Raw genomic sequence first — 13,553 nt, 5'->3', positions numbered from 1 at the left:
GGATGCCGTACTCGTCAGTAACCCAACTCTGGTGCGGGCTCGAGGCGACGGGAGCGGAAGCACGGGAGCCGAGGGCAGCGGAGCCGCGGCGCCAGCGCGGTTCACGCGAGGGCTTCTCGCAGTGCGTCGAGTGACCGCTCGGCGCGGAAGGCATGACCGCCGTCTTCGACCACGAGCTCGGGCGGGACCGCCCCCTGTGCCTGCCACACCCCGTCCAGTCGGGCGAAGGACTCACGGGTCGCCGCGATCGGGAAGATCGGATCCCGCTCGCCCGCCTCCAGGATCAGCGGGCGTGGGGCGACGAGAGCGGCGATGTCAGCCATCTCGAGCTCCGGCAGCAGGCCCGGGATGATGTTGCAGGGGCAGTGACGGATCGCGGCGATGCTCGCGGTGAAGCTGCTGAAGTAGTTCGCGACCAGCGCCGCGGCGATCGAGGTGTCCACTGCGGCGAGCAGCAGCGAGACGGCCCCTCCCCCGGAGCCGCCGGCGACGGCCACCCTGTCCGGGTCGATGCCCGGCAGTCCGCGCAGGGCCTGGGCGGCGGCGCGGGCGTCGGCCACCCGCCGGCCCATCACGGGCGTGCCGTGCAGCAGGTGGCGGGCGGCGTCGATGCCGCAGGAGTTCTCCGCCGGTTCGTACGGCTCCGCGCCCTCGGGACGCGGGACGCGTCGCCTGCCGAAGCCGACCATCTCCGGGCACAGCACCGTCACCCCTGCCCGCACCAGCTTGTGGGCGAGTCCGTCGTGGTAGTCGTCGACCGGATCCGTACGCACCAGGTCATCGATGCCGCGGCCGTGCCCGGCCACCAGCACCACGGCGGCACCGGTGGCGGCCGACGGGTCGGGGCGCAGGAGGAAGGCGGGGATGTCGGTGCCGTCGGCGGCGAGGACCAGCACCTTCTCGGGAGCCCCGTGCGAGGGGGCCGACGGGATCGACTCGAGGCGTGCCCGGCCGTCGGCCTCTGCGGTGGCGAGTCCCAGCAGCGAGATCAGGCGCTCCCGTGTCGCCGACGGATCGGTGGGCGGGAGCGGGGTGCGGTGATCGGTCATGCGAGGCATTCTGCTCCGATGCGTCCCGGCGCCGGCCTGAACTGCGGACCGGCCCAGGCTCCGACAGCACCCGGGACGCGCATCCTGCGCAGCGGATCGGACCACTTCAGGGGGCGCTGGTGACTCATCCCTTCACCGAGCCGATCATGGCTCCCTTGACGAAGAAGCGCTGCACGAAGGGGTAGATCGCGAGCATCGGCAGGGTGGCCACGGCGATCACGGCCATCTTCACCGACTGCGCGGGCGGGACGACGTCCACGGCGGTGGCATCGGCGTTCATGCCGCTGGAGACGATGACGACCTGGCGCAGCAGCACCTGGATGGGCCACTTCGAGGAGTCGTTGATGTACAGCACGGCGTGCATGTAGGTGTTCCAGTAGGTCACCGCGTAGAACAGCCCGATGGTCGCGATGGAGGCGAGCGACAGCGGCAGCACCACGCGCGTGAACACGCCCACCTCTGAGCAGCCGTCGATGCGGGAGGCCTCCTCGAGGCTGGCCGGGATGCCCTGGAAGAAGTTGCGCATGATGACGAGGTTGAAGGCGTTGACGGCGACCGGGAGGATCAGCGACCACAGCGAGTCCACCAGCCCGAGCTTTGTCACCACGATGAAGCTGGGGATCATGCCGCCGCTGAAGAGCATGGTGAAGATGACCAGGAAGTTGATGTAGCGGCGACCGGGCAGCTGGGGCTTCGAGAGCGCGTAGGCCATCATCGAGGTGAGCACCAGGCTGACGAAGGTGCCCACCACCGTCACGAACACCGAGACGCCCATGGCGCGGAAGATCGTGGGGGTGGAGAGGATGTACTGGTAGGCCGCCGTGGACCATTCCCGCGGGATGAGGACGAAGTTCCGGGTGGCGAGCTCCCCGGGAGTGGCGAAGGAGCTGCCGATGATGTGGACGAAGGGGATCAGGCACATCAGCGCGAAGCCGGTGAGGAGGATCCCGTTGAACACCCCGAAGACCTTCTGACCCCTGGTGCGGGGGCGTCCTCTGCGCCGCGGGGACGGCACCTTCGCAGCGCCTCCGAGCGGGGGCTCGGTGACCTCGTCCGCGAGGGTCGGGGGGACCGATGGGGAGGTGTGGGAGAGGGTCATCCGGGGCTCCGCTCGGAGGTGGGGCGCAGGACGAACAGCCCTGCGGCAAGGAAGAACAGGAAGGCGACGGGGAACAGCAGCAGCTGGCTGCCCACCAGGCACACGAGCCCCGCGCCGAGGAACCACGCGCCCGCGGTGCGCCGGTGCGGACGGCCACGGAGGTACGCGATGCCGGCGGCGCTCAGCAGCAGGAGAACGACCAGGGAGATGCCGAACCAGGCCGCGAGCGTGCTGGCCATCTCGTGGGCCTGCGCGACGGGGAGGTCGCCGCCGCCCAGCAGCGCAGGCATCACGACCTCTTCGAAAGTGGGCATGTCGATCTCGCGCATCACCAGCGTGAAGCCGCCCATGGTCAGGATCGACAGCAGGATTCCGACGGCGACGAGCACGAGCTCCGCCGTGCGGCGCACAGGGGCCGGACGGGTCATCACGCTCATCACCCCGCCGCCTCGGCGGAGATGCGCTCGCACTCCTCGAGCAGGAGGGCCTCCCCGCGAGCGCCGTGGACACGCACCTCGGACAGTCGTGCGTCGTGCACGAAGCCGAGCCGCATGCCCTCGCCCGCGACCGGGTCCACCCCGTCGGCCATCTCAGGTGTGCCCGGGACAGGGTCCTCGGCGAAGGTCACCGCGACGTCGTGCAGGGAGATGTCCCGCAGCGGCGACTCGGGGAGCCCGAAGAGATGCGCGGCGCTCGCGCGCACGCCGGTGGCCGTGATGTGCGAGAGGTGGAGGCCGCGGATCTGCGGGGTGCCCTCGTCGATGTCCCGGGCGCTGCGGTCCCCGACGTGGGGCAGCTTCCCCTCCGGGCCGCAGTGGTAGAAGGAGTTGACGGTGAAGGGGCTCAGCACGTCCTCCATGACGATCGAGCTCACTCGCACGTTCTCGATGAGTCCGCCGCGGCCACGGCGGGTCTTGACCCGTATCCCGCGGTCGGTGCCGCGGAACACGCACGAGCTGATCACGACGTTCCGCACCCCTCCGGCCATCTCGCTGCCGAGGACCACACCGCCGTGGCCGTGCACCATCGTGCAGTTCGTGATGGTGATGTTCTCGCAGGCCACCCGCTCCGGGGTGCGCTCGGTACCGGCTTTGATCGCGATGCAGTCATCGCCCACATCGATGTGGCAGTCGCTGATGCGCACGTTCCGACAGGACTCGGGATCGATGCCATCCGTGTTCGGGGAGTCGGCGGGATTCTGGATGCTGAGCCCGGAGATGCTGACGTCCTCGCACAGCGCGGGGTGCACCGTCCAGGCCGGCGAGTTGCGCAGCACCACGTCCCGCAGCACGACGCGGTGGCACTCGTGGAGGCCGATGAGGGTGGGGCGCGCCAGCTCGAGCTGGTCACGGTGCTCCCACCAGTAGGCACCGCCGCCGTCGATGGTGCCCAGCCCCGTGATCGCCACATCCGATTCCCCCTGGGCGAAGAGGCACGGCGAGTGCACGGTCCCGGCCACCCCCTCCCAGCGCGCCTCGACGGGCGGGTACAGGGCAGGATCGGGGACGAACTGCAGGACCGACCCGGCCTCGAGGTGCAGCTCGATGCCCGAGCGCAGACGCAGCGCACCGGTGCGATGCACGCCGGGACCGATGACGACCCGTCCGCCGCCGCGTGCGGCGGCGTCGTCGATCTCGCGCTGGAGGCGCGCGGTGACCAGGTCATCAGCTGCCGCATCCGGTGCGGCCGAGGTGTCGGTGGTCTGGTCGGTGAGGGTCACAGGTGGTGCCTTCTTTCGGAGGATGAAGCGGTGCGGTGGAGCCGACGGGGCAGGCTCAGAGGGCGTCGTAGGCCTCGGTGTACTCGGCGATGATGTCGTCGAGGCCCTGCCCGCGCACCGCCTCGATGGTCGCCTCGTAGTCCGCGATCGTCGCCTGGCCCATGACCACCTTGGAGTAGGTGTCGCTGAGGGCCTGCTCGATGGTGGAGGCCGAGCTGTCGTACGCGGGCGAGGTGAGCTGCTGGGCCGGATTGGTGATGGCGAACTCCTCGTTCTCCGCCATCATCTCGTTCGCCAGGTTGACGTACTCGTCGGTGGACTTGTAGGTCTCCACGACGTAGTTGGGGCGCGAGCCGTTGTAGGGCTGGACCTCGGTCTCCCACCGTGCCTGGTCGATGATCTCGAGGGCACCCTCGCCGTCGAACTCGAAGTGGGTCCCCTCCACGCCGTTGGTCATGAGCTGGAAGCTCGGCTCCTCGTGGAGCGCGTTCATGAGCTCGAGACCGCGACGCACATCGGCCTCCTCCGGCAGGCTCTGGGTGGAGAAGCTGAACAGGCCGCCCATGCCGCCATTGGTGTCCGAGAGGATGCGGCGCGGGACGTCCTTGTGGGTGATGTCGTTGATGAGGGTCCACTCCACCTCGGTGTCAGGGGAGATGGACTCCGCGAGCGCGACGTAGTTCTTCGCCTCGAACAGGCCCGTCACCACGATGCCGCCCTTGTCCTGCGCGATCGCCTGCTGCTGGTTCTGCTTCTGGGTGGTGATGAACTCCTGGTTGATGCCGCCGGCGGCATAGACGCCGGCGTACCACTCCATCGCCTCCTTGAACTCGTCGGTGATGTAGGCGGGGATGATCTTCCCCGAGGCCTCGTCGAGCTGGAAGCGGTCCCCAGCGCCGAAGTAGCCGGTCAGCGAGCGGAAGCCCACACCGAAGGACTCCTGGCGGTCGATGAAGCCGGTCGTCTCCGCGCCCGTGCCGGTGGGATCGCCCTCGGCAAAGGCGATCGCCACCTCCTCGAGCTCCTCGATCGTGTGGGGCACCTCGAGGCCCAGTCGGTCCAGCCAGTCCTGGCGCACCAGCACGCCGTAACGGGCGACCTCCTTGACCATCGGCACGCCGTAGAGCTTGCCGTCGATGCGTCCCGCATCGAGGGTGGCGGGATTGATGCCGGCCAGGTTCGGGTAGTCGCCCAGGAGATCGTCGATCTCCCAGAACATGCCCGAGGTGAGCGCCTGGCGCACCGCGGACTGGTTCCACGAGACGTTGGTGGTGATGTCGGCGATGTCTCCGGAGGCGATCACCGCATTGACCTTCTCGTCCCAGGACGAGGCTGGAACCCACTGCATCTCGAAGGGGGTGCCGGTGCTCTCGGACAGGCCCGACTCGACGGTGCCGCCGGCCGCCGGCGTGGTGGGTGTGTGGAGGATCGACATCCAGGTCAGCGGCGAGGCGCTGCCGGAGCCGCCGCCGCTGCCTGAGGAGCCGCAGGCGGCGAGGCCCACGGCGCCGGCCGCGGCGAGGGGCAGGGACGTCAGGAGAGTTCTGCGCTGAATCATCCTGGGATTCCTTTCGATGTCGGCCGTCCTCGGCCTGGGAGGGATCGTGCGGGTGGGTTCGGGAGGACGTGCAGGGCGGTGCCGACGGGCGCTGGGAGCCCGTCGGCACCGGCATCCTCAGCTCACGGCGTCGTGGGCCTCGGTGTACTCGGCGATGATGTCGTCCAGGCCCTGGCCGCGCAGCGACTCGATGGTCGACTCGTAGTCCGCCATGGAGGACTGGCCCATGATGAAGGTGTTGTAGGCGTCGTTGAGAGCGGTCTCGATCGTCGTCCACTGGGCGTCGTACGTCGTCGAGGACAGGGACTGGGCCGGGTTCACGATCGCGAACTCGTCGTTCTCCGCCATCAGCTCGTTGGCGAGATTGACGTAGGGATCGGTGGACTTGTACAGGACCACCTGGTCAGAGGGCCGCGAGCTCGAGTAGGGCTGAACCTCCTGCTCCCAGCGGGTCTGATCGGTGATGGTCACCGCGCCGTCGGCGTCGATCTCGAAGTGCGTCCCCTCGACGCCGTTGGTCATGAGCTCGAAGGACTCCTCGTCCAGGAGCTTGTCGATGAGCCCGAGGGCGCGCTTGGCGTCCTCCTCGCTCTTCAGGGTCTGGGTGTTGAGGGCCATCAGCCCGCCCATGCCGCCGTTGGTGTCCGAGAGGATCCGGCGCGGCACGTCCTCATGGGTGATGTCATTGATGAGGGTCCACTCGACCTCGGTCTCGGCGTTGATCTCGTTCGCCAGCGCCACGTAGTTCTTCGCCTCGAACAGCCCCGTCACCACGAGACCGCCCTTGTCCTGGGCGATCGCCTGCTGCTGGTTCTGCTTCTGGGTGGTGATGAACTCCTTGTTGATCCCCCCGGCCTCGTACACGCCGCGGTACCACTCCATCGCCTCCTTGAACGCCTCGGTCGTGGCAGCGGGGACGATCTTCCCCGAGGGATCCAGCTCGAAACGATCCCCCGCCCCGAAGTACCCGCTCAAGGAACGGAAGCCGACCATGAAGCTCTCCTCGCGGTCGATGAACCCGGTGGTCTGGGAGCCGGTGCCGGTGGGGTCGCCCTCGGCGAAGGCCCTCGCGACCTCCTCGAGCTCTGCGGTCGTGTGCGGCACCTCCAGACCCAGGCGATCAAGCCAGTCCTGACGCACCAGCACCCCGTAGCGGGCCATCGGCTTCTGGAACGGGACGCCGTAGAGCACCCCGTCCAGCCGCGCCGCGTCGATGATGGCGGGATTGATCGCCGCAAGGTTCGGGAACTCCGCGAGCAGCGGCTCGACGTCCCAGAACAGTCCGGAGGCCAGCGGTTCGCGGACGGAGGCCATGCCCTGGTTCAACGTGTTGATGTCGGCGAGGGAGCCCGAGGCGAGCGCGGCGGTGATCTTCTCCTCCTTCGAGGCGTCCGGCACCCACTGGAACTCGACCTCGATGCCCGAGTGCTCCTGGAGCCCCGTCATCACCGGGCCGGCGGCGTCAGGTGTGGTGGGCGTGTGCAGCATCGACATCCAGGTCAGAGACCCGTCGGAGCCGCCCGACCCGCCGGATCCGCTGTTCCCGCCGCAGGCGGAGAGGGCGAGACCACCCGCCGCTGCGACAGGGAGGGCCTTGAGGAGACTTCTGCGCTGGATCATGCGGGAACACCTTTCGTCAGGGGTGCGGGCGCATCGGTGCGCACCGCTTCAGGGTCTCGGGGGAGATCCCGCCAGGCCGAGCGCAGGATCAGGGCCACCAGGAGGGCCGGAAGCACGGCCCCCAGGAGGAGGAGCAGGGGCATCGCGAGGCGGAACATCGCGAGGTAGGCGAGGGCGACGCCGGTCGCGCCGAGCACGCTCCAGTGCAGCGAGCCGATGCCCAGCAGCAGCGCGGTGACGATCTGGCGCCTCGCTCCGACCACCTCCGTCGCCGCCATCACGAAGAACACGTAGGCGCCGATGAGCACGAGCGCGGCGAGCGCCACGAGGTTCGCGACCCGCAGGTACCAGTCGCTCAGGCTGAGGAGGTTCACGACGATGACCGTGCCTGCCCCGAGCAGCACCCATCCCATGACCACGGGACGGAATCCCTGCTCCCTCGCGCGGCGGAAGAAGGTCGCCGTCGTCGGCGGTCCCTCCCCGCGGCGGACCCATCCGTCCAGGCAGCTCGCGAGCGCATAGCTCGCCGGGCCGAAACCCAGGACCACCAGGCCCATCAGGGTCATGAGCATCCACAGCAGGTTCAGCTGGATCAGGCGCCAGAAGGCCCCGAGCCAGTGGTTCAGCGTCGCGAAGGATTCGAAGGAGAACAACATGACCTCAATACACGCCTTCTTCGCCGAACTTCTTGGCGAGGGAGTTGGCGATCATCACGAGGATCAGCCCCACGAGTCCCTTGAACAGGCCCACGGCCGTCGCGAAGCTGAGCTGGCCGTTCTGGATGCCGGCGGTGTACACGTAGGTGTCGAAGATTTCTCCGACTTCGCGGTTCAGGGAGTTCAGCAGCAGGAACATGTGCTCGAAGCCCAGCTCGAGGAAGTCCCCGATCGAGAGGATGAACAGCACGATGATCGTGGCGCGGATGGCGGGGAGCGTGATGTGCCAGGTCTGCCTCCACCGGTTGGCGCCGTCGATCTCCGCCGCCTCGTAGAGGTTCATGTCGATCGCGGTGAGCGCGGCGAGATACACGATGGTCCCCCACCCCGCGGTGCGCCAGATGTGCTGGAAGACGTACATGGGCCGCAGCCACTCGGGGTCGGTGAGGAACCCGATGGGCTCGAATCCCAGCTGCTGGACGACGTTGTTGATGGCTCCGCCGTCGATCGTGAGCATGACGTAGAAGATCGACACCACGATCACCCAGGACATGAAGTGGGGGATGTAGATGATCGTCTGGACGCTGCGCTGGAACCACTTCGAGCGCAGCTCGTTCAGCAGCAGCGCGAGGATGATCGGCACCGGGAACGAGATCACCATGAGCAGGATCGAGAGGATCAGGGTGTTGCGCAGCAGCATCGTGAACGTGTTCTCGGTGAAGAGGCGCACGAAGTGCTCGAAGCCCACCCACGGGCTGTTCAGGATCCCCAGGAACGGCTTGTAGTCCTGGAACGAGATGATGAGCCCGCCCATGGGCACGTACTTGAAGACCAGGAAGTAGAGGATGCCGGGGATCGCCATCAGGTAGAGGGTCCGGTACCTCCACAGCTGGGAGCCCACGCTCCGCTTGCGCGGTGCGAGCGGTGCGGATCCCGCCGAGGGGGCGAGCGCTGGGACGTCGAGCCGGGGCGCGCTCGCACCGGAGTCGATCACGGGGTCAGACACCATGGATAAACCTCTGCTCCTCATTGAGAGTCGGCGAGAAACCGTTCCCTGGGTAACCGGTTGCTCGCGTTCGCCACAGTCTGGACTCGGTGACAATCGGTGTCAACGCCTCAGTCCGAATCTCCTCGAGGCTGCCGGCCGACTGCACCTGCATTTCTGACAAAACACCAGTTCATAGCGATGTCACGATCAGGTATCGCCGGATCGCGCTCGCGCGGCACGCCTCGACAGCACGCTCTTCCCCCTGCAACCCGGCCCTGATACGGTGTGCGACCAGGACGCCAGAAACCGGTTCCCCGGCTCGTGCATCGTCCGGCATCTCACCTCAGCTCAGGAGTCCCCGTGGAGCATCTCTCGAACCCCGTCCTCGACGCGGACTGGCCCGACCCCGATGCGATCCGCGTGGGCTCGGAGTACTGGATGATCGCCTCGAGCTTCAACCGGGCACCGGGCCTGCCCGTGCTGCGCTCGGAGAACCTGGTGGACTGGGAGCACGTCACCAACGCGCTGCCCGCCGTGGTGCCCGCCGAGCACTACTCCCTGCCCCGACGGGGCAGCGGTGTGTGGGCGCCGGCGCTGCGCGAGCACGCGGGCACGTTCTTCATCGTCTACCCCGATGCCGACCACGGGATCTTCGTGCTCACCGCCCCGCACCCGACCGGGCCGTGGAGCGCGCCGCACCTGCTGCTGGCCGGCCACGGCCTGATCGACCCGTGCCCGCTGTGGGACGAGGACGGCCGCGCGTACCTCGTGCACGGCTGGGCGAAGTCCCGCGCCCGGGTGAAGAACCTGCTCAGCGTGCTCGAGGTGACGCCGGACCTCACCGCCGCCCTCTCCCCCACCCGCACCGTGATCGACGGGGCCGACATCCCCGGCATGCTCACCCTCGAAGGGCCCAAGGCCTACCGTCGCGACGGCTGGTACTGGATCTACGCCCCGGCCGGAGGGGTCGCCGACGGCTACCAGGTGGTCTTCCGTGCTCGGGACGTCCACGGCCCCTATGAGCACCGGATCGTGCTCGAGCAGGACTCCTCCCCGGTCAACGGACCGCATCAGGGCGCTCTCGTCGACGACGAGGACGGCAACCTGTGGTTCCTCCACTTCCAGGACCGCGGCGTGTTCGGTCGGGTCACCCATGTCCAGCCGGTGACGGTGGATGAGGAGGGCTGGCCGCACATGGGCGAGCCCCTCGACGCCGTCCGCGGTCGGCCCCTCGCCGAGCTGCCCGCGCTCGGTGCGACGCTGCAGGGCCCGAGCGGAGCCGAGGGCGAGGCGCAGCCCTGGTCGGAGCCGCAGCGATCTGACGACTTCCACTCCCCGGTCCTCACCCCGCGCTGGCACTGGCAGGCGAACCCGGACCCTTCCTGGCACCGCACCGGCGACGGGGGCCTGGACCTGGCCTTCGTCCCCAGCCCCCGCGGTGACCTGCGCGATCTCGGGGCGATCCTCGGTCAGCAGCTGCCCGGCCAGCCCTCCACCTGGACGGTGGACCTCACCCTGCCGACCCCGGCGACCGCCGCGGCTCCCGCCTCCGAGGAGCGCGCCGGGCTCGTGGTCCTGGGGTACGCCTACGCCTGGGCGGGGCTGCGTCGCGACGCGGACGGCATCTCGCTGGTCTCCGCCACGATGACCGCGGACGGCGCCGAGGAGGAGACCCTCGCGCACCGCGTTCTCCACGAGGACCCGGGCGCCGAGGTCACCGTCGGGCTCGAGCTCCTCACCGCACCCACCGGGCGCGTGACCCTCACGGCCCTCGTGGAGGGCGCCCGGGTGCCGCTGCTCGCGGACTGGCAGGCCGTCGAGGGGCATTGGATCGGAGCGGAGGTGGGGCTCTTCGCCACGGCCCTCGGCATGGTGCACCATCGACTCGAGGACCGTCGTGCCCGATTCGGGCCGGTGGTCGTGCGACGCGACGAACGGGAGATCTGATGACACGAGGACGAGGCGGCCCCACCATCACGCAGGTGGCCGAGGCGGCCGGGGTGTCCCGCGCCACCGTCTCCCGGGTGCTGAACGGGCACACCTCCGTCGACCCCGGGATCGGAGCCCGGGTCCGGGAGACCGCGCAGCGCATGCGCTATCAGCCCAACATCACCGCCCGCAACCTCTCCACCGGGCGCACGCGCACCATCGCGCTGATCATCCCCGATCTGGGGAACCCGATGTACCAGTCGCTCCTGCGCGGCATCTCCCGGGCCGCCGAGGCCGACGGGTACAGCGTGCTGGTCGCGGAGGCCGGCTCACCCGACTCCGAGGCGACTCTCGCCCGGGACGCACGCCGGCAGTGCGACGCGATCATGCTGGTCTCCCCGAGGATGGACGATCTGAGCCTCGAGGAGGTCATCGCCCGGGCGGACCCCGTCGTGGTGCTGAACCGCAGGCCGCTGAACCGGAGCACCGGCGTCGTCGCGATCGATTACGCGAGCGGCATGCGCCAGCTCGTGGAGCATCTCACCGGATTCGGGCACCGGGACCTGGTGTACCTCGCCGGGCCGCCGCGCAGCGCCGCCCACCGCGAACGCCTCGCCGCCCTGCACTCCCTCACCGGCGCCGACCCGTCCCTCACCCTCCAGGTGCTGCCGGGCGGAGCGACCATGTCCGCCGGGTACGACGCGGCGGAGGCCGTGCTCGCCTCCCGGGCGACCGCGGCGCTGGCCTTCAACGATCTGGTCGCCTTCGGGCTGCAGTCCCGGTTGAACGAGTTCGGGGTCAACGTCCCCGGCGATGTGTCGGTGACGGGATTCGACGGCATCGACCTCACCCAGTTCGCGGTGCCGAAACTGACCACGGTGGGCCAGGAGCAGCTCGACGCCGGGGCGGTCGCGTGGTCGCTCCTGCGCGAACGGCTCGACGGCACAGACGGCACGAACGGCACAGACGGAGCTGCCGGCAGCAGGGTGCGGGTCCTCGAGCCGATCCTGCTGGTCGGGAACAGCACCGGTCGGGTCCCTCCGTCCCGGGTCCCCACGGTCTCCGGATCCGGACTCGTCGAGGACTCCCTCCTGGAGGACATCGGCAACGTGCCCTTCGGCTGGGTGAAGGAGGGCCGGGACTGGACCCTGCTGGCCGGAGGGACGCTGCTGGCCGTGGCCGCGTCCGGCAGCAGCATGCCGCCCGTGCACAGCCCTCGCCCGCACCTGCATCCCGTGCGCTCCCTCGCGGGCCGGGCGATGACCGTCACCAATCCCACCGACCATCGCCACCACTTCGGGTTGTCCCTCACGGTCCCCGACGTCAACGGCACCACCTACTGGGGCGGTCGCACCTACGTCGAGGGCCGAGGGTCGACCCTGCTGGACAACCATGGGGTGCAGGAGTCCCTGCGGGAGTCGCTGGACCCGGCCGGGCGGGAGCTCTCGTCCCGCGTGCAGTGGCGTGCCCACGACGGCTCCGGCCTGCTGGACGAGCAGCGTCACCTCGGCTCCTACGCGCTGCCCGGCCCGCGCGGATGGGGCCTGCGCTGGCGGAGCCGGCTCCGGCCGGTCACCGACCCCGTGACGTTTACGAGTCCCGCGAACCGCGGCCGGCTCGGGGCGGGCTACGGCGGACTGTTCTGGCGCCTGCCCCCTGCCGACGAGGTGCAGGTGCTGGTCGAGGGCGGGCGCGGGGAAGCCGCGGCGCACGGGTCCCGCAGTCCCTTCGTCATCATCCAGCGACGCCACGGCACCACCTGGAGCAGCCTGCTGATGGTGCAGGACGAGGAGGCGCAGGGTCGGCTCGACCCGTGGTTCGTGCGCATCTCGGACTACATCGGCACCGGCAGCAGCCTCGCATGGGACGCCCCGCGCCGTCTCGACCCCGGCGCGCACCTGGACGTGGTGGTGCGCACCGCCGTGTTCGACCACCCGGTGAGCGTCGACGACGTGCCCGCTCTGCTCGCGTCGATCACGGCCGCCGAGGGCCCGGCCGCCGCATTCGGCTGATCCTGCCCGTGCGAAGGAGCACCATGACCGTCGGCATCCCACTCTCCGCTCCCGGGACCACGGCACTCGTCGGCCGCCGCGCCGGGACCCTCCCCTCGCTGTCCCTCGCACTCGAGGACCCTGCCGTGCGGGAGATCGTGATCGAGCCCGGCGAGTACGTCGAGCAGGTGGTGATCGCCCCGCGCGAGAGCGAGCTGCTGATCCGCTCCGCGACCGGTCGCGCCGAGGACGTGCGGATCGTCTTCGGTCTCCACCAGGGGGCGCGGGACCGCACGGGCCTGCCGTTCGTGCAGGACTGTGCGACGCTCACGATCGACGCCGACCATGTCACCGTGCGTGATCTGACCGTCGCCAACTCCTTCGACAAGCGACTCCACCCCGAGTGGCCCGACACCCAGGCGATCGCCCTGCGCACCCGCGGCGACCGGATCCTCATGGAGCGCTGCCACCTGCTCGGCCGGCAGGACACGGTTCTGCTGGACGCCCCCGGCTGGGCGTCGGTGCGCCGCGCCCACCTGCGCGACTGCCTCATCGAGGGCGATGTCGACTTCCTCTACGGCCGGGCGACCGCCCTGATCGAGGGCGGGGAGATCCGCAGCGTCGGCCCCGGCTTCCTGCTGGCCCCCTCGACGGCGCGCGAGAACCCGCGCGGTCTGCTCGTGCACGGGGCGCGGCTCACGGCGGCCGACGGGGTCCCGGCCGGGAGCGTGCGGCTCGGGCGGCCCTGGCACCCCGGTGGGAAGCCCGATGCGATCGGGCAGGGGATCGTCAGCTCCTGCGTCGTCGGACCGCACGTGGCGGTCGATCCGTGGAGCGGGATGGGGGGCTTCGACTGGGAGGACGCGCGGCTGGCCGAGCACGGCGACGACTGGGGCGAGCGGGAGAGCAGGGGCCCGCAGCTCGCTGCCGCGCCCGACCCGGC

11 protein-coding genes are annotated in these 13,553 nt (G+C 69.7%); 3 read left to right on the top strand and 8 right to left on the bottom strand.

Features of this window, described 5'->3' with window-relative positions; all coding sequences use genetic code 11:
* Nucleotides 1-101: 101 nt before the first annotated feature.
* The 8 genes from VF289_RS05525 to VF289_RS05490 all read right to left on the bottom strand — a co-directional run bounded on the left by VF289_RS05525 (nt 102) and on the right by VF289_RS05490 (nt 8,711).
* On the bottom strand, nt 102-1,049 hold the full coding sequence (locus tag VF289_RS05525) for an alpha/beta hydrolase family protein (RefSeq protein WP_330881920.1): 948 nt from the start codon (nt 1,047-1,049) through the stop codon (nt 102-104).
* 124 nt (nt 1,050-1,173) lie between these two features.
* On the bottom strand, nt 1,174-2,148 hold the full coding sequence (locus VF289_RS05520; protein ID WP_330881918.1) for a carbohydrate ABC transporter permease: 975 nt from the start codon (nt 2,146-2,148) through the stop codon (nt 1,174-1,176).
* Nucleotides 2,145-2,576, bottom strand: a complete 432-nt coding sequence (locus VF289_RS05515) for a DUF4064 domain-containing protein (protein ID WP_330881916.1) — start codon at nt 2,574-2,576, stop codon at nt 2,145-2,147. Before VF289_RS05515 ends, VF289_RS05520 begins: the two co-directional genes overlap by 4 nt.
* Nucleotides 2,577-2,584: 8 nt before the next feature.
* Nucleotides 2,585-3,868: a glycoside hydrolase family 28 protein gene (locus VF289_RS05510; protein WP_330881915.1), complete on the bottom strand. Its 1,284-nt coding sequence runs from the start codon at nt 3,866-3,868 to the stop codon at nt 2,585-2,587.
* Nucleotides 3,869-3,923: 55 nt separating this feature from the next.
* Complete coding sequence (locus VF289_RS05505; RefSeq protein ID WP_330881913.1) at nt 3,924-5,426, bottom strand: extracellular solute-binding protein; 1,503 nt, start codon at nt 5,424-5,426, stop codon at nt 3,924-3,926.
* 117 nt (nt 5,427-5,543) lie between these two features.
* Nucleotides 5,544-7,046 carry an extracellular solute-binding protein gene (locus VF289_RS05500; protein ID WP_330881911.1) on the bottom strand — a complete coding sequence of 501 codons (1,503 nt, stop codon included), beginning with the start codon at nt 7,044-7,046 and terminating at the stop codon, nt 5,544-5,546.
* Complete coding sequence (locus VF289_RS05495) at nt 7,043-7,702, bottom strand: YesL family protein (RefSeq protein ID WP_330881909.1); 660 nt, start codon at nt 7,700-7,702, stop codon at nt 7,043-7,045. Before VF289_RS05495 ends, VF289_RS05500 begins: the two co-directional genes overlap by 4 nt.
* 4 nt (nt 7,703-7,706) lie before the next feature.
* Nucleotides 7,707-8,711 carry a sugar ABC transporter permease gene (locus VF289_RS05490; protein WP_330881907.1) on the bottom strand — a complete coding sequence of 335 codons (1,005 nt, stop codon included), beginning with the start codon at nt 8,709-8,711 and terminating at the stop codon, nt 7,707-7,709.
* Between the two features lie 339 nt (nt 8,712-9,050).
* Here VF289_RS05490 and VF289_RS05485 point away from each other — a divergent pair, with 339 nt between their 5' ends.
* From VF289_RS05485 to VF289_RS05475, 3 genes are all read left to right on the top strand, one after another.
* Nucleotides 9,051-10,637, top strand: coding sequence for a glycoside hydrolase 43 family protein (locus VF289_RS05485; protein WP_330881905.1), 1,587 nt, complete (start codon nt 9,051-9,053; stop codon nt 10,635-10,637).
* Entirely contained in the window at nt 10,637-12,631 is a 1,995-nt protein-coding gene (locus VF289_RS05480; RefSeq protein ID WP_330881903.1) for a DUF6807 family protein, read from the top strand. Before VF289_RS05485 ends, VF289_RS05480 begins: the two co-directional genes overlap by 1 nt.
* Before the next feature lie 23 nt (nt 12,632-12,654).
* On the top strand, nt 12,655-13,553 hold an 899-nt coding region (locus VF289_RS05475; protein ID WP_330881901.1), incomplete at its 3' end, for a pectinesterase family protein.

Origin of the sequence: Brachybacterium sp. (genome assembly GCF_036379615.1) — a bacterium.
Lineage (GTDB): Bacteria > Actinomycetota > Actinomycetes > Actinomycetales > Dermabacteraceae > Brachybacterium.
The sequence above is the reverse complement of the archived record's forward strand: the minus strand, read 5'-3'. Positions and strand labels throughout refer to the sequence as shown.